This window comes from Leptospira bouyouniensis, from assembly GCF_004769525.1.
Taxonomy (GTDB): domain Bacteria; phylum Spirochaetota; class Leptospiria; order Leptospirales; family Leptospiraceae; genus Leptospira_A; species Leptospira_A bouyouniensis.
In genome coordinates, this window is sequence record NZ_RQFT01000017.1 from 109,066 (window position 1) to 134,311 (window position 25,246).

The 25,246-nt window shown below is 36.5% G+C and carries 23 protein-coding genes and 1 pseudogene; 9 read left to right on the plus strand and 15 right to left on the minus strand.

The annotated features are described in order from the left end of the window. Positions 1 to 38: 38 nt before the first annotated feature. The 6 genes from EHQ43_RS19105 to EHQ43_RS19780 form a co-directional block, all read right to left on the minus strand. Positions 39 to 1,517 carry a glycoside hydrolase family 130 protein gene (locus EHQ43_RS19105; RefSeq protein WP_135772054.1) on the minus strand — a complete coding sequence of 493 codons (1,479 nt, stop codon included), beginning with the start codon at positions 1,515 to 1,517 and terminating at the stop codon, positions 39 to 41. After that, entirely contained in the window at positions 1,518 to 2,456 is a 939-nt protein-coding gene (locus tag EHQ43_RS19110) for a glycoside hydrolase family 130 protein (RefSeq protein WP_135772055.1), read from the minus strand. Further along, the gene (locus EHQ43_RS19115) at positions 2,453 to 4,708 is read right to left on the minus strand and encodes a glycosyltransferase family 4 protein (protein WP_135772056.1); all 2,256 of its coding nucleotides are present in this window, start codon (positions 4,706 to 4,708) and stop codon (positions 2,453 to 2,455) included. Before EHQ43_RS19115 ends, EHQ43_RS19110 begins: the two co-directional genes overlap by 4 nt. Before the next feature lie 1,327 nt (positions 4,709 to 6,035). After that, positions 6,036 to 6,353, minus strand: a complete 318-nt coding sequence (locus tag EHQ43_RS19120) for an antibiotic biosynthesis monooxygenase family protein (protein WP_135772057.1) — start codon at positions 6,351 to 6,353, stop codon at positions 6,036 to 6,038. A gap of 99 nt (positions 6,354 to 6,452) precedes the next feature. Continuing rightward, entirely contained in the window at positions 6,453 to 7,226 is a 774-nt protein-coding gene (locus tag EHQ43_RS19125; protein WP_135772058.1) for a helix-turn-helix domain-containing protein, read from the minus strand. A gap of 143 nt (positions 7,227 to 7,369) precedes the next feature. After that, positions 7,370 to 7,708 carry a hypothetical protein gene (locus EHQ43_RS19780; RefSeq protein ID WP_244242908.1) on the minus strand — a complete coding sequence of 113 codons (339 nt, stop codon included), beginning with the start codon at positions 7,706 to 7,708 and terminating at the stop codon, positions 7,370 to 7,372. 498 nt (positions 7,709 to 8,206) lie between these two features. On the opposite strand from EHQ43_RS19780, the gene EHQ43_RS19135 reads away from it, so the two are divergent. Beyond that, the gene (locus EHQ43_RS19135; protein ID WP_135772059.1) at positions 8,207 to 9,772 is read left to right on the plus strand and encodes a methyl-accepting chemotaxis protein; all 1,566 of its coding nucleotides are present in this window, start codon (positions 8,207 to 8,209) and stop codon (positions 9,770 to 9,772) included. Positions 9,773 to 9,813: 41 nt separating this feature from the next. Here the strand turns inward: EHQ43_RS19135 and EHQ43_RS19140 are convergent, their stop codons facing one another. After that, positions 9,814 to 10,572, minus strand: coding sequence for an Lcl C-terminal domain-containing protein (locus EHQ43_RS19140; protein ID WP_244242909.1), 759 nt, complete (start codon positions 10,570 to 10,572; stop codon positions 9,814 to 9,816). Between the two features lie 400 nt (positions 10,573 to 10,972). Between EHQ43_RS19140 and EHQ43_RS19145 the strand changes: the two genes are divergently transcribed. Beyond that, positions 10,973 to 11,383 carry a hypothetical protein gene (locus EHQ43_RS19145; RefSeq protein WP_135772060.1) on the plus strand — a complete coding sequence of 137 codons (411 nt, stop codon included), beginning with the start codon at positions 10,973 to 10,975 and terminating at the stop codon, positions 11,381 to 11,383. A 341-nt stretch (positions 11,384 to 11,724) separates the two neighbouring features. On the opposite strand, the gene EHQ43_RS19150 is transcribed toward EHQ43_RS19145, so the two are convergent. Continuing rightward, on the minus strand, positions 11,725 to 12,147 hold the full coding sequence (locus tag EHQ43_RS19150; protein ID WP_135772061.1) for an LIC_13387 family protein: 423 nt from the start codon (positions 12,145 to 12,147) through the stop codon (positions 11,725 to 11,727). Between the two features lie 250 nt (positions 12,148 to 12,397). Between EHQ43_RS19150 and EHQ43_RS19155 the strand changes: the two genes are divergently transcribed. Beyond that, complete coding sequence (locus EHQ43_RS19155; RefSeq protein ID WP_208731155.1) at positions 12,398 to 12,739, plus strand: ArsR/SmtB family transcription factor; 342 nt, start codon at positions 12,398 to 12,400, stop codon at positions 12,737 to 12,739. Beyond that, the gene (locus tag EHQ43_RS19160; protein WP_135772062.1) at positions 12,732 to 13,235 is read left to right on the plus strand and encodes an SRPBCC family protein; all 504 of its coding nucleotides are present in this window, start codon (positions 12,732 to 12,734) and stop codon (positions 13,233 to 13,235) included. The genes EHQ43_RS19155 and EHQ43_RS19160 overlap by 8 nt, the downstream gene beginning before the upstream one ends. A gap of 23 nt (positions 13,236 to 13,258) precedes the next feature. On the opposite strand, the pseudogene EHQ43_RS19165 reads toward EHQ43_RS19160, so the two are convergent. Next, positions 13,259 to 13,399 (minus strand): annotated as a pseudogene (locus EHQ43_RS19165) (rod shape-determining protein); the annotation flags it as partial. Positions 13,400 to 13,525: 126 nt separating this feature from the next. Continuing rightward, positions 13,526 to 13,648, minus strand: a complete 123-nt coding sequence (locus EHQ43_RS19840) for a hypothetical protein (protein WP_279631090.1) — start codon at positions 13,646 to 13,648, stop codon at positions 13,526 to 13,528. Positions 13,649 to 14,003: 355 nt separating this feature from the next. Between EHQ43_RS19840 and EHQ43_RS19170 the strand changes: the two genes are divergently transcribed. Next, entirely contained in the window at positions 14,004 to 14,924 is a 921-nt protein-coding gene (locus EHQ43_RS19170; RefSeq protein WP_135772063.1) for a WG repeat-containing protein, read from the plus strand. 263 nt (positions 14,925 to 15,187) lie between these two features. Here the strand turns inward: EHQ43_RS19170 and EHQ43_RS19175 are convergent, their stop codons facing one another. After that, a complete protein-coding gene (locus EHQ43_RS19175; RefSeq protein WP_208731157.1) occupies positions 15,188 to 15,499 on the minus strand; it encodes a GIY-YIG nuclease family protein in 312 nt (103 codons plus the stop codon). 494 nt (positions 15,500 to 15,993) lie between these two features. After that, the gene (locus EHQ43_RS19180; RefSeq protein ID WP_002972591.1) at positions 15,994 to 17,016 is read right to left on the minus strand and encodes a rod shape-determining protein; all 1,023 of its coding nucleotides are present in this window, start codon (positions 17,014 to 17,016) and stop codon (positions 15,994 to 15,996) included. A 144-nt stretch (positions 17,017 to 17,160) separates the two neighbouring features. Between EHQ43_RS19180 and EHQ43_RS19185 the strand changes: the two genes are divergently transcribed. Together EHQ43_RS19185 and EHQ43_RS19190 are read left to right on the plus strand one after the other, a co-directional pair. Beyond that, on the plus strand, positions 17,161 to 18,762 hold the full coding sequence (locus EHQ43_RS19185; RefSeq protein ID WP_135740903.1) for a Ppx/GppA phosphatase family protein: 1,602 nt from the start codon (positions 17,161 to 17,163) through the stop codon (positions 18,760 to 18,762). Next, the gene (locus EHQ43_RS19190) at positions 18,759 to 21,317 is read left to right on the plus strand and encodes a SpoIIE family protein phosphatase (protein WP_135772064.1); all 2,559 of its coding nucleotides are present in this window, start codon (positions 18,759 to 18,761) and stop codon (positions 21,315 to 21,317) included. Before EHQ43_RS19185 ends, EHQ43_RS19190 begins: the two co-directional genes overlap by 4 nt. Positions 21,318 to 21,319: 2 nt before the next feature. Here the strand turns inward: EHQ43_RS19190 and EHQ43_RS19845 are convergent, their stop codons facing one another. Continuing rightward, positions 21,320 to 21,442 carry a hypothetical protein gene (locus EHQ43_RS19845; protein ID WP_279631091.1) on the minus strand — a complete coding sequence of 41 codons (123 nt, stop codon included), beginning with the start codon at positions 21,440 to 21,442 and terminating at the stop codon, positions 21,320 to 21,322. Here EHQ43_RS19845 and EHQ43_RS19195 point away from each other — a divergent pair. Beyond that, positions 21,441 to 22,652 carry an MFS transporter gene (locus EHQ43_RS19195; RefSeq protein WP_135740905.1) on the plus strand — a complete coding sequence of 404 codons (1,212 nt, stop codon included), beginning with the start codon at positions 21,441 to 21,443 and terminating at the stop codon, positions 22,650 to 22,652. The two genes, EHQ43_RS19845 and EHQ43_RS19195, sit on opposite strands and share 2 nt — an antisense overlap. Positions 22,653 to 22,790: 138 nt before the next feature. Here EHQ43_RS19195 and EHQ43_RS19200 read toward each other — a convergent pair whose 3' ends face one another. Continuing rightward, entirely contained in the window at positions 22,791 to 24,275 is a 1,485-nt protein-coding gene (locus EHQ43_RS19200) for a leucyl aminopeptidase (RefSeq protein WP_135753863.1), read from the minus strand. Then, positions 24,272 to 24,745: a thioredoxin-dependent thiol peroxidase gene (gene bcp / locus EHQ43_RS19205; protein ID WP_135742388.1), complete on the minus strand. Its 474-nt coding sequence runs from the start codon at positions 24,743 to 24,745 to the stop codon at positions 24,272 to 24,274. Before bcp ends, EHQ43_RS19200 begins: the two co-directional genes overlap by 4 nt. Before the next feature lie 78 nt (positions 24,746 to 24,823). Here bcp and EHQ43_RS19210 point away from each other — a divergent pair, with 78 nt between their 5' ends. Next, entirely contained in the window at positions 24,824 to 25,231 is a 408-nt protein-coding gene (locus EHQ43_RS19210) for a hypothetical protein (protein ID WP_135740907.1), read from the plus strand. The last annotated feature ends 15 nt before the right edge of the window (positions 25,232 to 25,246 follow it).

Consider the following 25,246-nt stretch of genomic DNA (forward strand, 5'->3'; position numbering starts at 1 on the left):
ATAAAGATTTTGATTGGATTTGGATACTATGGACATATTTAGTTTTCCTTTTTGTTTTTAGTGAGCTGACATACGAGTTGATTTAGGTTGATTTTTGCAAATCCGATCGACCTATCAGACATTGCGTAAGGAAGTATTAGTTCACCTGCGTTTATCGCACTTCCACAACTATAAACTACATTTGGTACATATCCTTCTCTTTCTTTTTCATTTGGTACGAGAAGGGGTTCAATTAATCTTCCGATTACGATCCGTGGATCCAGTTTTTCCAAGAGAAAAGCTCCAATTGAATATTTTCTCATTGGACCTACACCGTGGCTAATCACTAACCAACCTTCTTCAAGTTCTATTGGTGATCCACAATTTCCAAGTTGGATGAATTCCCAAGGATAGGTAGGTTTTAAAATCAATTCCTTGTTATACCAAAAATGGAGGTCCTCTGAATACATAAGGAAAATGTTTTCATTATCTTGCCTAGACAACATTGCATATTGTTTGTTAATTGTTCTTGGGAATAGTGCCATACCCTTGTTTTTTACTTCGGGTCCATTGAGTGTGCTTACTTTAAAGTGTAAAAAATCTCTGGTTTCTAATAGTTGAGGGAATGTGATTTTTCCATCATATGCAGTATAGGTTGCATAATAAATATGATTACCATCGTCATCTGTAAAATCAACAAACCGAGCATCTTCTATTCCGTTACTTTCGGAAGGTGAATGTGGGAAAATGATTCTTTCGGAAAGCTTTTGTTCACTATCATACTGAATTTCATAATTGGACAAAGCTAAGGAAAGGATTCCATTAGCGGTCATTCTGTTTTCAGATGATTTTGTTTTCGTGTTTTTTGTGAATTTGTCTAAATTCAATTTTAAATCTTCGATCGTAAAATAAGAATCCAGAAGGGAAAGTATAGTAATCGAAAAATCAGTTAGTAAATCTAACTCTGATAATTTTCGTTCAAATATTTTTTTCTCATAGATTGGATTCGATATATTATCAGAGGTAGAAACATATTTGGTTGGATTTGTAATTGTGATTTGGTTTTCCGAATCTACAATACCTGATCTAAAAGTAATAGATGATATATGTCCTTCTCCCGTGGCCCGTAAACTCATGATGAAACGTTTGCAACCTGGAGGAAGATTGGTTTGGTCTTTATCCCAAATGATTGAGGGGTTAAATAATGCTGCTGATTCTAAGGAGTACTCCTGTGTAAAGTAAGCTCCTATCAAAAGTTTTCTTTCTTCAGAAAGGATATGGTCTGTGAGAAGATATTTCTTTATTTGTTGGTATCTTTGTAAAAAGAATTTTTTTAATCGTTTATGTCTTTCTTCAAAGGAAGTGAGTAGTGCATTTATTTCATTATTTACTTCTGTCTCAGTAAGTGTTTGAATTCTACCTAAAATTTTAATGATTCGTTCTTCTGGCTCAATATATAGAGGTCGGTATAAAACCCTTCGATAATCAGGTGTTAGTTCTAATCCAGTTCGAACGAGTTCCAAATTTTGTGTATTCATTTATTGGTTCTGAAGCCAGTCGAGTAACTTGCGAACACTTCCCGTAGCTACACCAATACTTGTATCGGCTGCCCCGTAGTATAAATGGATTGTATCATTGTCTGCTAATAGTGTTAATCCACATGGGAATACAACATCTTTGACGTCACCAAATCTTTCGTAATCAGTCTCGGGCGCAAAGATCCAGTCATTTGTTCTTTTGATACAAATATCTGGATGTTCCAAATCCAACAAAGCTAATCCAATTCTATACAGATATCCAGATGCATTTTTTTTAACACCATGATAGATAATAAGCCAACCTTCCTTTGTTTCGATAGGAGGTGCTCCTAAACCAATTTTTTCGGCATCCCACCAACCTCCTGTCCTTGTTCCCAAAATAAGTTTCCGATCTTTCCAATGCATTAAATCCACTGAATAAGATATCCAAATATTGGCACTATTATGGTCGATTGGTCTGTGAAGCATCACCCACCTATCTTGAATCTTTCTAGGGAATAAAGCTGCATCTTTATCATTAGGTTTTAAAACCATTCCAAGTTTTATTTGTTCTTCAAAATTTTCTGTAATAGCTAGCGAAACTGAAGGACCACTTTTTCCGTAAGAAACATAACAAATTATATATTGATTTAATTCGCTAATAAAGGTAATCCTTGGATCCTCAATTCCCCAACACTCAGCAGGATATATTTCTGGTTCCGCTGTCATAAATGGACTTGGATTTATTATCCAATGGTTTAAACCATTTTTTGACCTAGCAATCCCTAGTTGTGATAATCCTTTGCGATCTTCCATCCGACATAAAAGTAATGTATTCCCATCTTTTAAAATAGTTGCCCCTGGATTAAATACAGTATGTACAGGATATGGCCACATACTGGCTGTTAGGATAGGATTTTCACTGTTTCTTACAAATAATTCAGGATAGTTGGGGTTCATATAGTACCTTTTGAAAAATTGATACTTTCTTCTAGCCGCATCTCTAACATACTTTGCATAAATGCTAAAGTAGATTCTGCTCCTTGATTTTCATTCATACGATCGGAATGTAATCCGTCGCGACAACCACCAGTAGTAGGATCATATAAAGAAACTTTTAAATCATTTCTTCCCAGAAACCATTCAAAAGCTCGGTTGGCTTCTTTTTTCCAAAATTGGTCTTTGGTAATATGAAAGGCGTCGATTGATGCGGATACCATTGTTTGAGCCTCTACAGGCTGTTGGTCAAATCTCGCATGTAGTCCTCCGCGAGTGTAAAATCCATTTGTGCCAATAGGAATGAAATGACCACCATCATCCTTTGCTTTTTGTAAATCAGCTAACCAAAATAAACTTTTTAAACCAATATCTACCATATTTTGATTTTGCATTGATTTTCCTGAAACAAGAAGTGCATGAGGAAGAATTGCATTACAATAACTAAGTGATTGTTCAAACCAAAACCACTCGGATTTAAAGTTTTCTTTGGAAAGTTGCAAGATTCTATTTGCTAATTCGTCTCTAATTGATTCTGCTCGCCTATCGCCTTTAAATCGTTTAAAATATTCATTCAGGCCCAAAAGAGAAAAAGCCCATGCCCTTGGACTATTCATAGTTAATATTGAAGGAAGTGCTTCTTCAAATAATCGACCGGCTATGGTTGGTAATTTTGGGAGAGATTCTATTCCGAGAATTGTTCCTAAGGCCATTAATGATCTTCCGTGGCTATCTTCAGATCCTGATTCTTCTAACCAATTTCTCTGATAATCCATAAAGTTTCTAAATCTTTTTGTTTTTGCATTATATGCATACCATAAGAAGGCTAAGTATCGATAGCTTAATTTGTAAGTGGTATCAGAATCTAAATCTTCAATCAACTTACACACAATCAATGCACGTGCATTGTCATCGGTTGTGTACCCTTCACCGTAATTTGGTAAGGTGAAAAATGCATGTTGCAACATACCTGTATCATCAGTCATATGTTCCAAGTGAGTTAATTTTAGAACAGGAAATTCAATCGGTGGTGTATTTCTTAATTTTATATTGAATCCTAATGAAGAATAGTATCTTTTTTCTTCTCTGGCACGACGAAAAGATTCCATATAACGCCTTGAAACTTGCGACCATATCATACTCCGGGCGAATAGGTATGCTTTTTTTCGCATAGAATGACGCATGGCTTCGTTTTCTAATAGATGGATTACTTCATAACTCAGAGTTTTGTTATCATGAAAAGGAATTAAGATTCCTCTTCCTTCAGCTAACATTTCTTCTGCATACCAATAAGGAGTTGATATGATTGCTTTTCCAGCTCCTAAAGTATAAGCAAGGGTTCCCGAAACAATTTGATTGGGTTCTAAATAGGGCGTAATATAAATATCAGTTGCACCAATGAATTCAGTTAATTCTCTTTGGCTGACAAATTTATTATAAAAGAGAACATTTTTCTCAACTTTGTTTTCTCTTGCAAGTAACTGTAAGGAAATTCTGTAGGCTTCACCTGCGTTTCGAAGTACTTGTGGATGTGTGGCACCAAGGATAATATAAACAACATTTGGAAATTTTTGAATGATGTTCGGTAAAGCAAGAATTACATTTTCCAATCCTTTGTTAGCTGAAATTAGTCCGAAACTCATTAAAACTACTTTGCCCTCTACACCAAATAAATCTTTGTGAAAACTTGGATCTACAAATGGTACGTCTGGGATTCCATGTGCGATGATATCAATTTTATCAGATTGGATGTTATAAACGTTTTTTAAAATTTCGGCTCCAGTGTTGCTCATCACTACAATTCTATCTGATAATGAAATTAATTGTTCTAATACATGTCGTTGGTCAGGATCTGGTTCTTTAAGAATCGTATGTAAGGTAGTGACAATCGGCATATGTAAATCACGCAGGAGGGAAAGTATATGGCTTCCTGACCTTCCTCCGAAAATTCCGTACTCGAACTGAAGTGAAACGAGGTCAACATTGTTGATGTTTAAAAAATCTGCTGCGCGATGATACGAATTGATGTCCTTTTCTTTTAGTTCAAAACGTACTCTTATAGGGTATGCATAACCAGAGTCGATATCATTTACTGGGAGTGCAATACAGGCAGTTTCAGGGAATTGTTGTGAAATGGATTCACATAGGTCAGTTGTAAAAGTGGCAATCCCACATTGTCTTGGGGCATAGTTACCAATAAAGGCAACTCTTTTCACGATTTACCAACTTTTGTACCGTTTCTACAAAGATTCGATATGTTCTTTTTTGAATTTAGATTCATTTTTTGTTTCCTAGTGATTTGTACCATCATACCAACTGTCTTTAATATTTAGCGACTGGTATTGTGTAGATTCAAAGATAGTGAACTTACTTCTTACAATCGTAAGTCGAAAAATGCAGGGGCTTTTTATCTGGACAGCTTAGCAGTAATAGGATTGCTAACCTAACAATTAATAATGCAATGGTTCTTTATTAATTGCAAGAGAATTATAATCAATTTTCAATATAATTGATGAATTCTAAGGTATTTCTCGAAATTGTTTCGATTCTTTTGAATTTGTACAAAATGTACTAGGATTTTTGGGTTTTTGTTTTGTATTTTTGGTTTAAATTTAAGTTTTGAGATCTGTTTTTTAGGGTTAAATCTTTAAAAAATTTGTTAATTTTAGTTTTAATCATATCAAAATTTTATGCTAGAAGTCTGGCGATTTGATTTAATAGACTTCGAAATGTATAGCGAATGTTATCTGGTAAGGTCGATCATGAATTCGCATTAATTTTTGTTTGTTCCAACTTTAGCTAGAAATGGACTTGGAAATGAAAAGAATAGTTTGAATAAGTTGGACCAATGCATGGAAATTATTTTTACGAAAAAGTTTTGAACATATCAATTTTCAATGAATCGATTTGATTCAGAAGGGAACAATCAAATTATAATTGTTCAAGATAAAACTTCATTTAAAGAAGCAGGTTTTGATATTTTTTTCACTTTATTTCCTTGTTTTAAAGTATCTATATCAGTATTCTCATTGCATGGCTTCCTGTAATATGAGTTGATCTTGCGAAGCATTCATTCGTGACATTATGTAGAATTATAGGTTATGATTCATAACGGTAATATTTTAATTTATATCTAATCCCAAATCTTTGAACAAAATGGAAATCCAAATTTATTCCAATTGGGATTTCACAAGTAAATGTTTAGGACTACATGTTCCATACTAGTTTTTCCATCCTCAGTATAGTTTTTTGAATTCCTAAAAAAATCAAATAATTGGAAAATCTAATCTATATTTAAACCGCCTTTCGAACATCTTGAAGGTAATTTCCATTTTACAAATCTCCATTCTAGTTAGGTTGGAGAGAGTGGCTTGTTGGAAACAAACATTCTCCCCTATGATATTTTTTCATGTTTTAAATCTTACTTCCCATTCTCCAGTTTTAATACTAAAGTTTTGTTCTGTTAGTTGTGTGGCACCACTATCGGCTAATGCAACAGTGGTTAGTATCATGGGAGTTTAAACCAATAACTTCGGGTTAGTTTTATTCAATAGATTCCAGATTTTGGAAAATCTCACGTTCTATTTGGATTGAGTTAAGAGCTAAAAATTGAGGCATATCAAAATTTTGATTTTGATACTCTGAAATGACGAGTGCCTTGGCATTTTGTAAACTGATTTGATCTTTCCATTTTGCTACTGTAACAAGTAGGATGTTATTATTTTTTTCACAAAGGTAAATCTCATCACTTAAAAAACCTGGAATTGTTTTTATAAATTCACGGTTGATTTTTACTCGAGTTAAAAAAACTTCTTTTGCTTCTTTTGGTAGTTGGAATCGATCAATTAGAATTTGGTTCATGGTATCCTCTTAGTATTTGCACTTTTAATAGCTTACTTAAAGAATAAGATACTCGTTATCAGATGAGAAAAATTGTAAAAAATCAGAAAATAATCATCGTTACCAAATTTGTTTTTGTTCAAAAAAAGTTTTGGGTGATTTTCCTGTAAAAAGTTTGAATTCTTTGTTGAAATGGGATTGATCAAAAAAACCATTATTATAAGCAATTTCTGTTAGGTTTATTTGGTTCGAATAGGAAGAAATGGCTGAATGAATTCGTAACAGATTTGAATAATGTTTCATTGTTGTTCCGATGGAATTTTTGAATTTTTTTTCTAATGAGTCTAAACTACTTGGTAGGCCATGTTTTAAATCTTTTATCTTCAAATTCCCATTTGATTTTTTAATCTTTAAAAGAGTTTCGCTAACGATCGGATCAATTTTCTGCTCTCGTTGATTTTGAATTAAAAAATTCTCAATGAGATTAACTCTTACTAAGTCAGACGAGGATTCAAAAAGTTTTTCTTCTATCTCTCTCAATGATTGATTAGGAATTAAGAGTTCTAAACTTAAAGTTTTACCATTGAATTCGGAGATAGGTTCCTGAAAAAAATTGGCAGCCCCAATTTCTGTCAATAGAACAAGTAACGCTGAAGATTTTTTATGATATATAATTGTTCTTGCGGATTTCCTAAACCCGGCAATGCCCATTCTCGGCAGATCATACGAGTACTCAGACTCAATTGAATGTAAACTTCCTGAAAGTTGGAATGATAATACTAGATGAGGAGATGGTAGAATTTGGTTCTCAATACCTTCTTCTGTTTTGATAATTAAGTATTTTTGAACATAAGGGGAGAGTAACTTGGATGGAGAAAAACTCTGGATCTTCATTGTAATTTCAATCTTTCCAATGTATGATTAAGAATCTGAATCTTTTTTACCAAAATCAATTCCTAATTGCAGATATGATCCTAAAAACTTAAAACAGATTGTCTAAGATTGGAGACCAGTCTTTGCTGATCTATGACTCCATTTTATTCCCATTTAACTATGTTTCCATTTTCTGTTACATTTCCAGATTGAACGATATTTGTAATAATGAAAACGTCTGATACTCCTAATTTCAAATGTTTCTTCAATAACTTATCTAAGCTAAGTTGAATTCTTTCAATATTTGTTTTATCCCAAATAGAGGGTAGAAATAGGATAACCATTACTTTATAGTTTTGTCCTGCCTGTTGCGAAACATCTATGATTGAAAGGCAAATGTCTTTCAAATCAACTTCAATAGTTTCAGCCCACTCTTTTGCAAGCGTCTCGAGTTGTTTGTTTGTTATTGTTATATCATTAATGTAACAGTTAGCTATCGGCATAAGATTCTAATTGATCATAAAAATGATTCACTCTTTTGTTTCAATGTCAACTCATGTTCTTCAAGTGATTTACTAAAAGTGGGTTGAGTAGAATTCATTATGCCAAAACCTTAGATGATATTGGTTAACCATCTTACAGTATGACAGAAAAAATTAAATGAGTTTGGTAAATCGATACATCGCAAACCATTTATGTAAGTGGAGATACGTTAAGGGATTACTCAATGTAAAACTGCGTCATGATTAGAAGTAATTGATACGGAACATAATCAGTGAGATGTAAGCCACGAGCCGAATTTTGGAGGTAAAAAACAAAAAAAGAACGATGTGATTCTTTCCTCGTAATTAACTCTGTTTATTTTATTTTCTCTCTTCACTGATTTCTATCAAAAGAAAGGAATTCGTTTTGACGATTCATTGCTGATTTGCAGGATAAATAATAACCTATGGCGGTATTTTTTAAAAAAAATCGTCTGTCAATATGGGGATTTTAGCCTTATGTCATCAGTTTCTGGAAACTACTTAGAAAAAGGAAGTATGATCGCGAACACGATTCGCATTTCCTTTGCAATTGTGATGTTATCTATCAATATTTTTTTTATGGTGGCGATTCCAACGACCGAAAGAACGATGAGCCTTATTTTATCATTTCTAGAATTTATCGTTTTGTCATATGGTGTTTATACCTTTTGGCTTTATAAAAAACAAAAATTCTTTTTAAAATTTGCTTACATCTCCATTTTACTCGATATCATCATTTATTCCAGTGTTTTCGCCATTGTTGTCATTATGTCCAAAACACCTGCAGAAAAAGTTTCGATAGCGACATTACCTTTTGTAATGTTAGTTCTCCTATTTGTTGTTATTTACTCTGGTTTTCTTTTGTCATATCGTTTAACTATGACAGTTGGATACATTGCAATTTCAAGTTTACTACTTTATGTATTTTTAGCCGTAATGGGTGGTGCTGAAATTAAATTTATTGCGACTGCTGCAAATCAATTTGGGATTCCATTCATCGGGATTAATACAATCGCTTTGATTTGTGGTGTACATATGATGAGTGCCGTCGTAAAATTTATGTCGAATTCTAGTAATGAAGCAACAAAATCCGCCGAAGAAGCAAGATTAAAATCTGAATCCGCAAATCAAACAAAGCAAAACATCCAACAAGAAGCGGAAACGTTGAATAAAAGTGTCCAAGAAATGTTAAAATTTATGGATTCATTGAATACGGAAATCCAAACACAAGTTTCTAGCGTCGAAGAGATCAGTGCGTCAATGGAAGAACTTGCAGCTTCAATGGACAGTGCTAGCGATTTTGTGAAATCACAGTTTACAAGGATCGATGATTTAAACCAAGAAAGTTCAGTGATGGATAAAATTTTATCTGAAGTATACACTTCAACAATCAATTTAGCACAAACCACTGATGAATCAAAACAATATAGTCTTCAAGTAACGACAGCTATGGATTCAGTTAGCTCCAATTTTGAAGAAATTAAAGAAAGCTTTCAAAAAGTGGAAGAAGTAAACCAAATTTTACGAGACATAGCTGATCGAACCAACTTACTTGCATTAAATGCTTCGATTGAAGCAGCTCGTGCTGGTGAACATGGAAGGGGTTTTGCTGTAGTAGCTCAAGAAGTTGCAAAACTTGCTGACAGTGCACAGGAAAATGCATCACTAATTTCAAAAATCATTACACAAGCGGCTAAACAAATTGTGAGCGGAAATACGGCAGCTTCCGAAACGAAAGAAAAAATGGGAATCCAGGATAAAAGTTTTGGTATCCTCGTTTCTAACCTTTCTGATTTAAAAATTAAAGTAGAAAAACAAACATCCATTCATAAATCTTTTTTAAATTCATTCCAAGAATTGTTTTCACTTTCCAAACAATTGGAAGTTTTGGCATCCGAACAAAAAACAGGAACACAAGAAATGTCAAGAGCGCTTGTATCGATTGAACAATCTGCTTCGTCTCTTGCATCCAATACTTCCCACTTGCGTGAAAATGTGGATGGACTCTCAAAGCAATCACAGCGATTGGCAAATCACATTTAAGATTGGAGCGAATAACCGGAAAGGTTCAGGCAAAAAAAAAGTTATGGCTCCGATACACACCTAACTGACCTAGCAAATGCTTTCCCTGAGCCGGTAGTGTAACCCCTCATATAATCTATATACCATGCTACACCGGAGGTTTGTGCATTGGCAGTCCAATATGGACCGATCGCACCAGCCCCTGCCAAAGGGAAGATCGTTGTATTAAGGAAGTAACGTTTGACACTTCCGCAACCTGCCAAATCATCGTCTACTGGTATATCCGTAGGATTTTCAGAACAAGCAACCGTCAGTTTTAACTCATTTTTCGTTGCGACACGCCAATTGGATCGTCCACCTAACTCCAATGTATCGCAATACGTGTAGGCAGCACTTGTCGAATTATTTAATAAAAAAGTACCTATATCATTACAAGAATTGTCATTGGTGGGGCAGTAAAATACTTGATTTGGAACCTCTGGCGAACAGGAATTGCTTTCTTGGAGCCATGTCTGACCACTTGAACATTTTGCATACGTTAGAGTTGTTTCTGTGTATACTTGCCCACCAAATGTGCCAGCATTCCCTATGAATAGTACGGTTCCATCTCTGTTGTCTGTAAAAGTTCCCCATGGGTATCTGACAGACTGATTTAATTGTACTAAAGCAAGAAGGGTTAGTGTTGATTGTATTGATCCGCCCGAATCTTTTTTGGAAGTTGTAGTTTGGAATAACAAATAGTATAGAGGTGAACAATTACCGGAGACAAATAAGGATATCAATAAAATGAATAGTGAAAAACGAACTAAAATTCGTTTCATAAGTATTTGCAGTTTTGTTTCACCCATAGAATATTTCTCTAATCATGAACAATTGTTAGTAACTGGCAAGATTTATTTTAAGTCTACAGGTAGATTATCGAAAGTCGCAAAGACAGAGTTAAATGGCATTAAGAGGAAACTTCAGTAACCACTTAGAGAAGTCCCTATTGATTATTAGAATTTCCTTTTAGTGAAATCAATGTTGAATAACAGATTTTCATTTAGATGACTGATTCATTGTCCTTCCGTGTATCGAACGAAAGGAATCCAATCTGCATGAATTTTGATAGAATTTAATTTCAAAGAAAATAATTCCTTTGTAAAATAATTTAAATTTTGAAATTTCAGATAGGCTTATTCTCGATACTGTCAACAAAAATGTTCGTCTAAGAATGATACAATGGAAGAACCAAAATATTGGATTGCTCGCCTCTTTGTTACACTAGCCATTCTATTGTTATTCTTGGCAATGAGCACAGTCCGAAAATGGATCGGCTTCCGAATTTTTGGCAATCCACTTACAGGAAGAGTTGTATCGTTTGTTTCTAGGGGACGGGATCGTTACCAAGTGCCTTTGTTCTCTTTAGAAATTTTGGTAGAGTTTGAAGGCATAGAACATCGATTTCCCACCATTTTACATTGGAATAGTCCTCCTTATCAGTTAGGAGACTTTGTTCCCGTACGAATGGTTCGCAACTCACAAAAAGAACCAAAGTTTATGTGGGATAACCTAGAAGAATATGTTACCGATGGGTTTTTTGCACTGGTGATTGGTCTTGTGCTTTTAGTGATGGGAATTGGGTTTTGGTAGTCTGATGGTTTTGGAATTTGATGGTAACAATAAGAGGTAACTTCCTTTTTGCCACTGAGGAAAGTCCTTTACATTTAACTAAGACAAAGCCCCCCTAAATCAAGAGGGAAAGCCCAATCTTCGAGATACATTCCTCATCACTTGTGGTGAGTTTATCGAACCATGAGAGTCTAGTCAGCTTTATGGCTAAAATATTTAAAAGTCTCTTGGAATGAAAAGTTCAGCTAGACTCATCAAAGGAATGCATTTCTGAATCCAGAATTCATGTCATTGGATGGGATCCCTATCATTGAACCAGAGTTGAATGGGTGTAATCATCAATATATGAATCTTATAATATTTTATTTTTCAGGCAAAAACGCAGATACAAACCCAAATATAGCGGCAAGTCCTGTGCAAATAGCAGGCAATGGAAAGAAATACAAAATGCTGATCACAGAAAGCATTGCCATTCCAAAACTATTAATCATTAACAATTTTTTTACAATCGGATCAAATTGTTTTGCACCAGATATAACCAGAAAAATGATTCCAGTAATCAACAAATACACACTAACACTGATATTATTTCCTAAAAATATATCAGCAAAGGATTTTTGAAATCCCATTGGTAGCGGAACCATCGTACTTTCCAAAACCATTTGTGCATTTGCCACTGCAACTTGCTCAGGTGGAATTTCCATAAAAGTTCCCATCGTATGTCCGAAACAAGTAAACAAAACCAATCCAAATGCAATTTTTAAAAATAATGATTTTTGATTCATTCCCGCAAATTATCCTTCTCACCTTCACAGTCAAATCATTTCGAAATCCTATCAAATTCTCCTGCGCCCCTTTCCCACGTCACAGTCTGGTTTCTCCACAAACTACCCACCTAGTCCCAATTAAAAGTAGTCAGTCGGCTTCAATGCGACTCTATTGATAACTAAGAATTCTTTTTTGCATCAAGTTTCCTTTCTCAGAAGTTTCTAAAAAAATCTTTACATAATTTTAAGGTATTCAATACTTAGGTAAGTGACTAAGTATTCAGAATCATTAAACCTCGTGTTTCAAAATCTAGCGGACCCAACTAGACGGGCGGTTTTGGAAAAACTGAGTTCGGGACCAGCAACTGTAAGCGAAATGTACGCATCTTTTGAGATGGCACTTCCTTCTTTTATGCAACATCTCTCGTTACTTGAAAAAGCAAGGCTTGTAAAATCTTATAAGTTCGGTCGAGTTCGAACTTTCGAATTAGAACCAAATACTTTGAAAATTGCAGAGACCTGGCTAGATAAACAAAGATCGATGTGGGAAAAACGATTAGATCAATTGGATAGTTTTTTATATAAAATGAAGGATAAAAAAAATGAATGATTCGCTTTTGAAAATAAATCCTAATATCGATTTGGTATTAGAAAGAACCGTAGATGTTCCTGTGGAACTAGTTTGGGATGCATGGACAATACCAGAACAGTTGAAGCAGTGGTTTTGTCCTCTACCTTGGAAAACAATTGATTGCGAAATTGATTTAAGGCCTGGAGGAATATTTAGAACCGTTATGGAGTCACCAGAAGGAATGAAAGTTCCAGGTATTGGCTGTTATTTGGAAGTCATTCCCAACAAAAGACTAACATGGACAAGCGCACTACAACCAGGTTATCGTCCTTCCCTCGCTGATCCCAATGATCCTTTTGGATTTTTTACTGGGGTCGTAAACTTAGAAAAAACGGAAAAAGGTACGAAGTATACGGCGATCGCAATCCATACGGATGAAAATCAGAAAAAGAAACATGAAGAAATGGGATTTCATGAAGGTTGGGGAGCCGCATTCGATCAACTTGTTGCCATGATAAAAAAAGGAAAAACCTAAACTAAAAATCATGTGGCTGCTGTTTATCTGATCCCTGGTTTGATGTATTTCAACTCATCGAAGTAACGTCCTGTTCCGAGGACCACGCAAGTGAGTGGGTTTTCCGCAAGGTAGACCGGAACTCCTGTTACTTTGATGAGGTAGTGTTCTAGGCTGCGAAGGAGGTACGAATCTTGGCACCTCGCAATCGTTAGTCTAATTTCGATTTTGTTTTGTAAGCGAAGGGACTTTTCGTTTCAATCTTATCCTTGATTCAAAACGAAATCGATCAAAGGATTATCATAAGATACTTACTTCTTCGAAGGAACTTGTTTTGCGGCAGTGGCCGCATCTTTTTTCCCTTTGGCAATTGCATTCTTTGCATTTTTCTGAGAGTTTTGTTTGGTTTTCGTTTTCGGATTTTTGTCGCCCATTTGGTCTCCTGACTCATCGGTCCGGGGCTTGCTGAGCCACGTTGTAGTTACTATAGAAAGGAGATCATTGATTCTTTCGGTTGTAAACAAGAAAACGAAATTGTGACACCAGTTGCTATTAGTGTGGGTATAATTAGCCTTGTGCAGTCAGTGAGGATTTCGGAAATGATGAGCTCCCGATTCCCAGTTTATAATCTTAGCTTCCATTTTCATACAGCTGTTACCTTGGGGAAACAGTTACTATTAATGGAATAGATGATTGAAGGAGTTTTTCGAAAGTTTTTGTCATCATTTTTTTAAGTTTACATTACAGCCAATCCGCTTAACTTTATTTTGTTCGAAAATAATTGGTGATATGAAACGACTCTATTTTGTTTTAATACTACTGCTAAGTACGTGCACGGGTTCTAGTAGTTTAATCAATCAAAAACAAGACAACAATCAACTGAACTGCCCTATCGAATATTCGCAAAGTTATAGCATTGTCAATGGTAAAGAAGTTGTTACAATCAATTCTGGAGAAGAAACCGTTTTGTTGCAGTTCGATTATATTCATCCGTTTCAAGAAGGACTCGCTGCAGTTTTGATAGATGGTTATTGGGGATTCATTGACAAAAATGGGAAAATCGTAATACAACCAGAGTTTGAACATGTTCGTGATTTTGTTGAAGGGTTGGCATCGTTTTCTGTTGGAGCAGTAATTGAGTTAGAAGATGAGGGTAAATTTGGTTTTATCGATCAAACTGGAAAGATTGTTGTCGAACCAAAATTTGATCAGGTAACCGATTTTAAGGAGGGTTTGGCTTCGATTAAACTGGACGAAAAGTACGGCCTTATAGACAAAACAGGAAAGTTAGTCATTGAACCTAAGTTCGAATATTTCATTCTATTTAGCGAAGGTCTTGCACCAGTGAAAGAGGGTTTTCATGGTAAGACTGGTTACATCGATAAAACTGGAAAGTATATCATCCAACCTTATCTTAATGTCGGTTATTATTTTTATGAAGGTCTCGCTGTTGCTTCCATCAATGGCAAACTTGTTTGGATTGACAAATTTGGCAATCCGGCAATCAATTCAAATTTCTATTCTATCGGAAGCTTTCAGGAAGGTCTAGCCGCCATTCAAATTGAGAAAGGTGGTAAATATGGTTTTATTGATAAAACAGGTAAGATCATCATCAAACCGCAGTTCGATTCTGTGAAAGAATTCGAAAATGGATTTGCTCGCGTAATTTTGGGCAAATGGGGTGTGATCAAAAAACCAAATTGTATATAAGGATCGAAAAAAAGGACACCAGCGATTTTTTACCTTTCTAAAATTGTGAAACCTTGTTTGTTGAGAATGGCTGTGATATTTAGAACCAAGATTCTGATTCCTAATTCATTCTTGAACACTGAGATTTTTTTTAAATATATATTTTAATTCAAAGTACTAGTTTTTATTCCACCGACAAACCTCGCGCCCCGGATAGAAGCGGAAATCCTTTGCGCATGCAAAGATTGGAGCGAATAGCCGGAAATGTGCGCCGAAGAACTATATTACATTTTGATTGTTATTCCGTTTCCTTTGATTCTCCATACTTTCTTTGCCTGGAGTTTGAGATGATGGAAATCCTGCCTCATTAACGATTCCTTTTTCTTCCGAGACCAACCTTGCACTTGCTTTTCACGATAAAACGCATGGTCAATCCGAGTATATGCTTCAAAGTAAATTAATTTTACAGGCAAGCGTTTCTTTGTATAATTAGAACCTTCACCCCTTTGGTGTTGATCAATCCTTCTGCTTAAATACTTCGTACTACCAGTGTAATACGATCCATCCGAACAAACTAAAATATACATGTATCCCATAAAAATGATACCTTCATTTCTGGCTGGTAGTCTCTTTGGTTTCCGTTGTTTCGTCGTTTCGATCGTTTCGATCGTTTCGATACGCTTCGCTACTCAACGACCGAAACTACAACACTCAACGATTAAGGCGGAGCCTTGAGTAGGCCGAAGGCCGTATCGAAAGGCGAACTCTTCTTCACCAAATAAGCTAAAAAGAAATCATTTTGGTTCTAAAAAGTTATACCTTCTTACCAACCTACCCGCGCCCCGGATCGACCGAGCGCCCTCGCCGAGGGAGAGCCGGAACTGTGCGCCCAAAATAAAAAAGGGAACCAGTAATGGCTCCCTTCACGTTTCTAAATGGAATGTTTTTAATACCCGTCGTTTCGATACGCTTCGCTACTCAACGACCCGACCCGACTGCATTGGACAACGACCAACGACCTTATTAATAACTCTCGCTAAATGCCGAGCATTGAGTAGGCCAAAGGCCGTATCGAAATGCGAAATGCTCCCTACCTGATCCCCGGCTTAATGTATTTCAACTCATCCAAGTAACGTCCAGTTCCGAGCACCACGCAGGTGAGTGGGTTTTCGGCACGGAATACTGGAACGCCTGTTTCTTTGGTGAGGTAGTGTTCGAGGCCACGGAGGAGACAACCACCACCTGTAAGAACGATCCCTCGTTCTACGATGTCGGCGGCAAGTTCAGGAGGAGTGCGTTCGAGAACCGATTTGATTCCATCAAGGATTTCGTCTGTTGGTTCTTTCAGGGCTTTGCGGATTTCGTTGGAATCCAGTTCGAGGGTACGTGGAAGACCTGAGATGGCGTCACGGCCTTTCACTTCCATCGTGTCCACACGTTTGTCAGCAAATGCATTTCCAATTGTGAGTTTGATGTCCTCAGCAGTTCTTTCTCCAACCACTAGGTTGTATTGGTTACGGAGGTATTTGACAATGGCTTCATCAAATTCGTCACCACCTGTACGGATGGACTCGGCGATCACCATACCACCAAGAGAGATCACAGCAATTTCAGTGGTCCCCCCACCGATATCGACGATCATGTTCCCGGCTGGTTCATGGATGGGGATGTTTGCACCGATGGCTGCGGCAAGTGCTTCTTCAATGAGAAAAATTTCTCGGGCTCCAGCTTGTTCAGCGGACTCACGAACGGCACGTCTTTCTACTTCTGTGATCCCAGAAGGAACTCCAATAACGATGCGCGGTTTTACAAATGTAGTGCGGTTGTGGACTTTTGCGATGAAGTAACGGATCATCTTTTCCACAGTTTCGAAGTCGGCGATCACCCCGTCTTTCATTGGGCGGATAGCAACGATGTCACCAGGAGTCCTTCCGAGCATTCGTTTAGCTTCTTGTCCCACGGCTAGGACTCGACCAGTGGAGGCTTGGACTGCCACAACCGAAGGTTCTGATAGGACGATCCCTTGTCCTTTCACATGCACGAGGGTGTTTGCGGTTCCCAAATCGATTCCCATATCGTTCGAGAAAAGTCCATAAAGATTATCAAATATCATATCAGTTCCTGGTGAAAGAAGTACGAAAGGGGGAATTTACGGTGGGTTTACACCAAAACTTTACAATTCTACCCGTTCCCCATAATTTTCGGCTGGTTTTTGCTTTCAACCGTAAAAATTTTCGATAGGCTAGTTAGATACAAAATGCTTCCTTTCTCACAAATCTTACGTAAACCAAACCAGGCATTTCGCACGGAAAAGATCCTTGCTGCCATTGATTTGGGCACCAATTCCTTCCACATTGTCGTCGTAAAACTAAGACCGGACGGTACACTTGAATACTTAACGAAAGAAAAGGAATCTGTTCGTTTAGGGAGCGGTAGCAGTGATTATGCGGTCATCACTGATGATGCCATGGACAGAGGCCTCGCTTGTTTGAAGCGGTTTAAAACACTCGCTGACAGTTACAAAGCCGAAATCCGAGCTGTTGCCACAAGTGCCCTAAGAGAAGCAGAAAATCGCCAGGTCTTTCTTGATCGTGCAGAGAAGGAAACTGGTATCCAAATCCAAGTCATTTCTGGAAACGAAGAAGCTCGGCTTATTTACTTGGGAATTTTACAAGGGTTACCTGTTTTTGATAAACGAATCCTTCTAATTGATATCGGTGGCGGGAGTACAGAACTACTTATTGGCGAAAAAGGAGATATTCTTTTTTCCACCAGTATGAAGTTAGGTGCCATAAGATTAACTGAAAAATACTTAAAAAAAGATCCAATCTCTGCTACCGACTTGCAAAAATGTAGGATCCACATTGAATCCGTATTATCTGCATTTTTACCTCAGATTGAGACATTAAAACCTTTTATGGTGGTCGGAAGTTCAGGGACAATTACCTCGGTGACTTCTATGGTCCTTGAAAAAAAAGGAGAAAAACGGGAACGTTTGAATGGAACAGAGATTCCTATCGATTCCTTTAAAGAAATACGCAAACAAGTGTTAGATGCTGAAAGTATCAAAAAACGATTAAAAATCCCAGGTTTAGATGCCAAACGAGGGGATATTATCGTTGGTGGTATTTTAGTTTTGGATGAAGTTTTGCAAAGGATCAAAGCACCTTCCTTTACTGTAAGTGATTTTGCACTTCGAGAAGGGATTGTATACGATACCATCGAATCTTGGTATAGGCATACAGACACATCATTGCCAAGACTCGATAACATTCGGGACAAGGCGATTAAAACAGTTGCGAATCTTTATCCGCAAGGGAAAAAACATGCAGAAACAGTTACGAAACTCACCTTGCAATTGTTTGATGATCTAACTAATTTACATGGACTTGGGAATTTAGAAAGAGATTATTTGGAAACCGCTTGTAATCTCCACCAAGTGGGTCTTTGTATTTCTCACCACAATTATCACAAACATAGTTATTATATCATTCGTAACTCAGAAGCGATGGTTGGTTTCTCCAATGCTGAAATTGAAATTATTGCACTTCTTGCTCGTTATCATAGAAAGGGTGGACCTAAAGGAAAACATGAGGAGTTTAAGGCACTCAGACCAGAAGACCAACTCCTTGTCAGGAAATTAGCTTCATTTCTTCGGATTGGTGATGGTTTGGATCGTTCTGAAAAATCCATCATGGAGCGATTGGATGCAGTGATGGAAAAAGGTAAGGTAAACTGCCGGTTGTATTATAAAAAGAGTGAAGATCCTAATTTGGAAATTTGGTCTGTGTCTGAAAAAAAGGATTTGTTTGAAGATACATTTGGTACGAATTTAGAATTTCACTTACATCCAATATGATAAAATTTCTTTATTCTTTTTGTTTTTTAATCTCTCTAACTGAGACTATTTTTGCATTACCAATTGATTTAACTAAGAATTGGAATGTTACCAAAGGTTTTGAAATTTCACAGAACCCTGATTTCAAAAATTGGAAAACATTGGAATCTTTACCACTCGCTACTATACTAACTGAATTTGACTGGGAGTCTGGCAAACTTCGAAAAGTAACAATGGCAAAATCATTTTTGTTGTCACCAGCTGACTTCCAAAAGGTGGAAGATGATGCCTACAGCCTTCATATACCATATATCTCAAATTATTATGAAATTTATATCAATGGTAATCTTGTTACTTCCAATGGAAAAATCAAAGAGGATACCATTGAAAAAAGTGGGTATCGCCGCCATATTTTAGTTAGGATCAAAAGAAATCTTTTGAATCTAGGACAGAATCAAATTCGCATTCTCCTAGCTGCAGAAGATGGAGAAGAATTAAACGTTTATAAAATATTCAATGATTATTCGGCCAATCTAAACGTTGCTTCAGAACATTTGGAAATCGAAAATGAATACGAAACCTACATGTTATTGTTTTTATATTTTTTTGTAGGGATCTATCATGGTTTGTTTTATTGGAAACGGAAACAGGAAAAGTATAATTTATACTATGCGTTATTTTCTATATTTTTAGCAGTTTATATGATCTTTCGCTCTCAAGGTGTTTATTCGTTAGGATTGGATCCCTTAACTCAAACAAAAATCGAATATTTCGTGGTATTTTTAACGCCAGTTTGGTTGTTGTTGTTCACTGACGTTTTTGTTCGTGGTAAGATCAATATTTTATCTAAAGTATATTTAACTTTCATTTTGTTTTTGGCTATCTCTCAAATTTTTGTCAATCGTGCCACTTCTGTTTTAATCTTAAGGATTTGGCAGATTTCGGTATTGGTTTTTGGGGTAATGATACTTTATCTAATAATTTCAGCAGTTAGAGCAAAAAATAAAGATGCCAAACGATTGTTAATTGGAGTATTGTTTTTGTTAGGGACAGGTACTTGGGATATTTTAGGTGCCTCAGGTATGTTACCAATACAAAATTTAAACTTATTAAGGTTTGGCTTTTTATTTTTTGTATTAGGGATTGCGGTTGTTCTTGCAAATCGTTTTTTACGTGTCCATAGGCAAGTGGAAGAACTCAATTTGAGTCTTGAAAGAAAAGTAGAAGAAAGAACAAACGAATTACAGAATACCTTGACCAAAGTCCAAGAATTAAAAGTACAACAAGATGGTGATTATTTTTTAACTTCGCTCCTTCTCGATCCCTTGAGCCAAACAAAAGTAGAATCTACTCAAGTTTTACTCCAATCTTACGTGAAACAAAAAAAAGAATTTGAGTTTCGTGGGAAAAAAAGAGAAATCGGTGGAGATATCATCATTAGTGATTCAATCACTCTTAATGGAAAAACATATTTAGTATTTGTAAATGGTGATGCGATGGGTAAGTCCATCCAAGGAGCAGGTGGAGCACTTGTACTTGGTGTCGTGTTTTTATCATTTATCAAACGTACACAGATGATTTTGGAGAACCAAACAAAATCTCCTGAACGTTGGATCAAAGAATGTTTTTATGAACTACAAACAATATTTGAATCATTTGATGGTTCGATGTTAGTCTCAGTTGTAATTGGGCTCGTAGAGGAAGATACAGGAGTATTGTATTATCTAAATGCTGAACATCCTTGGACAGTGTTGTATCGTGACGATGTGGCTTCTTTCATTGAAGATGAATTAGAACTACGTAAAATTGGTACAAAGGGGATGGATGGTGATGTCCGTGTTCGAATTTTTCCTTTAGAAAAAGGTGATATTTTATTCATCGGTTCCGATGGAAGAGATGATTTAGTTTTAGAAGAAAGTGGAGATGGGAATCGCCTAATCAATGAAGATGAAACTAAGTTTTTAGAAGTTGTTGAAAAGTCAAAAGGTGATTTGAAGCTTCTCGTAGAAAATTTAATGGATGTTGGATCTTTTTCAGATGATCTAACTTTATTACGGTTAGAATGGCTTGGATCTTTCAGACACGTTTCAAAAGACACATTAACAAATTTAACATCTGATGATTATTTATATGCAAAAGTAAAATCATTACTGGAACTTGGGAATGGCGAGGAAGCATACCAAACCATTGAGTCTTTACTTTCAAGTGAATCCTTAAATGATGATGTGAGGATCAATCTGATCCGAGAAAAATCACGAATTTCATTACTGCTCAAAAAATATGATGTAGCGGTAGAAGCTTTGGAATCAATATTTCCTTTTTTTGTTACGGACAATGAAATTTTATTACAACTTAGTTACGCTTATCGAAAGTCAAAAAACTTAAGAAAAGCAATTGAGATTGGAGAAAGATTACGTGCGAGAGACCCAAAACACATACGAAACCTAATCAATCTAGTCGAATGTTATCGGTTAGTTGGTAATTTGGAAAGGGCAAAAAAGATTTTAAGTCGATTGGGAATGATTGCCCCTGAAAATCAGCACTATTTAAAGTTAAAAGAGAGTATTTTAATATAATTTTAGCCTTCATTGATAAGGATTGGTATAAATTGAATTGAAGTAGAAAAAATTTTTAACACTTGTTGTATGTATTGACCGTTTGTTGGTTTGGATTTAATAAATTGCAAAAAAGGAAGTTTCATGGATTTTAAATTTACCCCTTATCATGTTTTTGTTGTAGGACTTCTTGCATTTCTACAATTTACCGTTGTATTGGACTTCATGATTTTATCACCGTTAGGTGTTCTTGTAATGAGCGAACTGCAAATCCCGACGGAAAAATTTGGATATGTAGTATCTGCCTATGCTTTTAGCGCTGGGATATCCGGGTTACTAGCGGCAGGATTTGCCGATCGGTTTGATCGCAAACGTTTACTTCTTTTCTTTTATATAGGTTTTGTCATCGCTACCTTTTTATGTGGCATTGCCGTTCATTATGAATTTTTACTGTTTGTGCGAATATTGACTGGTATGTTTGCGGGAGTTTTGTCTTCGATTTCGTTTGCCATTGTGGCAGACCTTTTCCCTTTACAAGTTCGAGGAAGAGTGATGGGTTTTATCATGACTGCATTTGCTGCAAGCCAAGTGTTTGGTCTTCCGATTGGAATTTATATTTCGAATCTTTGGGGTTGGCAATCTCCATTTCTGATGATTGCTGGTGTGAGTGCTGTCGTTGGGGTTTTTATTTTACTGTTTTTAAAACCTGTGACTTCCCATTTAGATCAAAAAACCGACACACATGCTTTCCACCATTTAGTGACCACTTTGACTATGCCAAGATACCTTCCTGCCTTCATTGCAACTACACTGATGGCAACAGGTGGTTTTATGCTCATGCCATTTGGATCTGCATTTTCAGTTCATAATTTGGGAATGAAATTAGAAGATTTACCTTTTATCTATATGGTGACAGGGATTGTTTCTATGTTAGGTGGTCCTATCATGGGCAGATTGAGTGATTCAATTGGAAAATACAATATGTTTTTGATTGCTTCCACAATTGCGGCTGTGATAATTTTATACTTTACTCGTCTGAAAGTGACCCCCCTTCCGATAGTTCTTGTCTTCAATTCGCTGTTATTTGTTTTCATTGCGGCTCGTATGATTTCTGCTAATGCCATCAATTCTGCTGTTCCTGAACTTCATGATCGTGGTGCCTTTATGGCGATCAGTTCGTCCATCCAACAAATCTCAGGTGGGATTGCAGCTTCTGTTGCTGGTCTCATTGTGATCCAAACTCCAAGTGGGTATTTGGAACGTTATGAAGTATTAGGTTATGTGGTTGCGACAGCGATTGTTTGTACGATTTTACTTATGTATAAAGTGAATGAGATGGTATCTGGGAAAAAATAAAAAAGCAAATGTAGATTTGATAAAAGATTTAAAGAAAAACAAAACATTTCTTGTATTTTCATATTGGTCATACTGTGGATAGAGTCTCAAATGATTTGAAACTCTATCCAATCGTTACTAGGATGATTTGTTTATATCTTATTTCCCAGCAAGTTCCTTTGCAAGATCAACTAACAATCGCACACCATATCCTGTTGGTCCATGGAATTGGGTTCCTGATTTTTTCTTTCTCCAAGCCGCACCTGCGATATCGATATGAGCCCAGTTGATAGACTCATCTACAAACTTGGAAAGAAAAATTCCCGCAGAAATTGTACCTGCACCCTTTCCGCCACCAGTGATGTTTTTGAGATCAGCAATGTCTGATTTGAGGTCTTCACCATATTCATCCCAAAGGGGAAGTTCCCAAACACGATCATCTGAAGCTTCTGATGCCTTAAAAAGAGCTTCTCGTAATGGATCAGAGTTGGTGAGAATCGCAGCAGCTTCATGTCCAAGGGCAATGATCACAGCACCTGTGAGAGTTGCTAAATCTACCATATAATCTGGTTTGTAGTTTTTGGAAACATAGGATAATACATCACCTAACACAAGTCTACCTTCAGCATCTGTGTTTTGCACTTCGACAGTAGTTCCATTATAAGCAGTATACACATCACCAGGTTTGATTGCTTTTCCATCGGGCATGTTTTCTGCAACACCAATGGCTGCAATGATATGGATCGGAATTTCAAGAGCTGCAATGGCACCAATCGCATGTATGGTGGCAGCGGCCCCACACATATCATATTTCATCTCATGCATTTCGCCCGGTGGTTTTAAAGAAATCCCACCAGTATCGAAAGTGAGACCCTTTCCTACAATTGCAAATTTCTTTTTGGCTTTTGTCGGTTTGTATTCCAAAATCACCATCTTACCTTCGAGTTCTGAACCTCGTGAGACGGCAAGGATTCCACCAAGTCCTTCTTTTTTCAATTGCGCTTCATCCCAAACTTTTACAGTGAGTTTGTATTCTTTTGCAATTTCTTTTGCTCTTGCAACAAAGTCATTGGGAGTGAAATAGTTGGCAGGAAGATGGGCAATATGACGAGCACCATTGACGTGTTTTGCGACCACCTTACTTTTGAATAGTCCAGCTTCTGCAAGTGAGATAACTGATTTGTCCTCAAATTTTAAGTAAACTGAACCAACTTTCTTTTTTTCTTTATCTTTTTTCTTTGTTTGTAAAACAGAAACAGGGTAACTACCAATAAACAAAGTATTGGCGATTTGGTAAGCAATTCTGTCTGCAGAAAACTTTTTTGAAAGAGCTTTAGGAATATGGATTTCTAAACCCATTCCATCATAGTTTAGGATTTTTTCTCCATACTTAAAAAAATGGGAAATCAGTTTCCTGAAACTTAGTTTATCTTTTTCACCTAAACCTAGATAAATGGTATGTTCTGATTCATCTCGGAACTCTTTTCCAAGATCCCCAGAAAATACTTTGGTTTCAATTTGAATGGGGAATTTTTTTCCGAGTTCTTCTTTTACATCTTCTTGGAAAATAGGAATGAGTTTATAAAAGTTACCAGATTTTGCATTACCGATTTGGATTTGGAGTGGAGAGATTTCGATTTTCATTTCCCTTGGATTTCCTGAATGTCTTTGATGATTTCTTCAACGTGTCCTTTTACCTTCACGCTGTCATAGATTTTTTTAATTTTGAGAGAACTATCAAGTAGGAAAGTTGATCGAACAATTCCCATTCCTTTACGACCCATAAATACTTTCTCTCGCCACACGCCGTAAGCTTCACAAATTTCACCAGTTTCATCAGAGATAAGATCAAAATTGAGTTCTTGTTTTTCGATGAACTTGGTATGAGACTTAGGATTGTCTTTGGAAATACCTACTACATTGTAGCCAAATTTTTTAAGACGAGCAAAGTTGTCTCGAAAGTCACATGCTTCAGTTGTGCAACCCGGAGTCATGTCCCTTGGGTAAAAATACACCACGATTCCATTTTTTCCTGTTAAATCGGCAAGTTTTACTTTTTCGCCGTTTTGATTGACACTTGTAAAATTGGGGGCTTTTTTTCCTACTTCCAACATAGATTTCTCTCCTAGTAAATTCATTCTTTTAGACAATTTTCAGTTGTCAATTTCGGAAAATCGTTCGATACTCTAAACATGGACTCCAAAGAAAGAGTACAGCTCATACGCGAAGGGAACACCGCTTTTAATGCTGGTGATATCCGCAAAGCTCGTGAACTCTTTCTAAAGACTGACTACAAAGATGGACTCATTCGTTTGGGTGACCATTTTATGTACGATCGTAAACTACCAATGCTTGCCTTTGGTTATTACAAAAAAGCAGGACGTCAAGACAAAGTCGATGAAATTTACCAACGTATGGTCTACGCACTTTCTGTTTGGTTAGGACGCGATAAATGGAAGAGTCCAAATTCTGCTAATCAATCAAACGAAGGGCAAATTAATGGTGATCAAACGCCTCAATCACCGCTGAATCCAGATGACTTTAGAGTTCATCCGATCCTAAAAGCAAAAGCACTTGAAATCCTTTCTTCCAAACATTAACAGGTTTGGATTCGT

What these genes read in the sequence shown, in the direction of transcription:
- EHQ43_RS19210 (WP_135740907.1), top strand. Translation starts at nt 24,824, where the DNA reads ATGGACTCCAAAGAAAGAGTACAGCTCATACGCGAAGGGAACACCGCT.
- EHQ43_RS19125 (WP_135772058.1), bottom strand. Translation starts at nt 7,226, where the DNA reads ATGAAGATCCAGAGTTTTTCTCCATCCAAGTTACTCTCCCCTTATGTT.
- EHQ43_RS19110 (WP_135772055.1), bottom strand. Translation starts at nt 2,456, where the DNA reads ATGAACCCCAACTATCCTGAATTATTTGTAAGAAACAGTGAAAATCCT.
- EHQ43_RS19145 (WP_135772060.1), top strand. Translation starts at nt 10,973, where the DNA reads ATGGAAGAACCAAAATATTGGATTGCTCGCCTCTTTGTTACACTAGCC.
- EHQ43_RS19170 (WP_135772063.1), top strand. Translation starts at nt 14,004, where the DNA reads ATGAAACGACTCTATTTTGTTTTAATACTACTGCTAAGTACGTGCACG.
- EHQ43_RS19135 (WP_135772059.1), top strand. Translation starts at nt 8,207, where the DNA reads ATGTCATCAGTTTCTGGAAACTACTTAGAAAAAGGAAGTATGATCGCG.
- EHQ43_RS19160 (WP_135772062.1), top strand. Translation starts at nt 12,732, where the DNA reads ATGAATGATTCGCTTTTGAAAATAAATCCTAATATCGATTTGGTATTA.
- EHQ43_RS19200 (WP_135753863.1), bottom strand. Translation starts at nt 24,275, where the DNA reads ATGAAAATCGAAATCTCTCCACTCCAAATCCAAATCGGTAATGCAAAA.
- EHQ43_RS19845 (WP_279631091.1), bottom strand. Translation starts at nt 21,442, where the DNA reads ATGAAACTTCCTTTTTTGCAATTTATTAAATCCAAACCAACAAACGGT.
- bcp (WP_135742388.1), bottom strand. Translation starts at nt 24,745, where the DNA reads ATGTTGGAAGTAGGAAAAAAAGCCCCCAATTTTACAAGTGTCAATCAA.
- EHQ43_RS19185 (WP_135740903.1), top strand. Translation starts at nt 17,161, where the DNA reads ATGCTTCCTTTCTCACAAATCTTACGTAAACCAAACCAGGCATTTCGC.
- EHQ43_RS19175 (WP_208731157.1), bottom strand. Translation starts at nt 15,499, where the DNA reads ATGGGATACATGTATATTTTAGTTTGTTCGGATGGATCGTATTACACT.
- EHQ43_RS19780 (WP_244242908.1), bottom strand. Translation starts at nt 7,708, where the DNA reads ATGCCGATAGCTAACTGTTACATTAATGATATAACAATAACAAACAAA.
- EHQ43_RS19840 (WP_279631090.1), bottom strand. Translation starts at nt 13,648, where the DNA reads ATGGGCGACAAAAATCCGAAAACGAAAACCAAACAAAACTCTCAGAAA.
- EHQ43_RS19140 (WP_244242909.1), bottom strand. Translation starts at nt 10,572, where the DNA reads ATGAAACGAATTTTAGTTCGTTTTTCACTATTCATTTTATTGATATCC.
- EHQ43_RS19190 (WP_135772064.1), top strand. Translation starts at nt 18,759, where the DNA reads ATGATAAAATTTCTTTATTCTTTTTGTTTTTTAATCTCTCTAACTGAG.
- EHQ43_RS19180 (WP_002972591.1), bottom strand. Translation starts at nt 17,016, where the DNA reads ATGATATTTGATAATCTTTATGGACTTTTCTCGAACGATATGGGAATC.
- EHQ43_RS19120 (WP_135772057.1), bottom strand. Translation starts at nt 6,353, where the DNA reads ATGAACCAAATTCTAATTGATCGATTCCAACTACCAAAAGAAGCAAAA.
- EHQ43_RS19150 (WP_135772061.1), bottom strand. Translation starts at nt 12,147, where the DNA reads ATGAATCAAAAATCATTATTTTTAAAAATTGCATTTGGATTGGTTTTG.
- EHQ43_RS19195 (WP_135740905.1), top strand. Translation starts at nt 21,441, where the DNA reads ATGGATTTTAAATTTACCCCTTATCATGTTTTTGTTGTAGGACTTCTT.
- EHQ43_RS19105 (WP_135772054.1), bottom strand. Translation starts at nt 1,517, where the DNA reads ATGAATACACAAAATTTGGAACTCGTTCGAACTGGATTAGAACTAACA.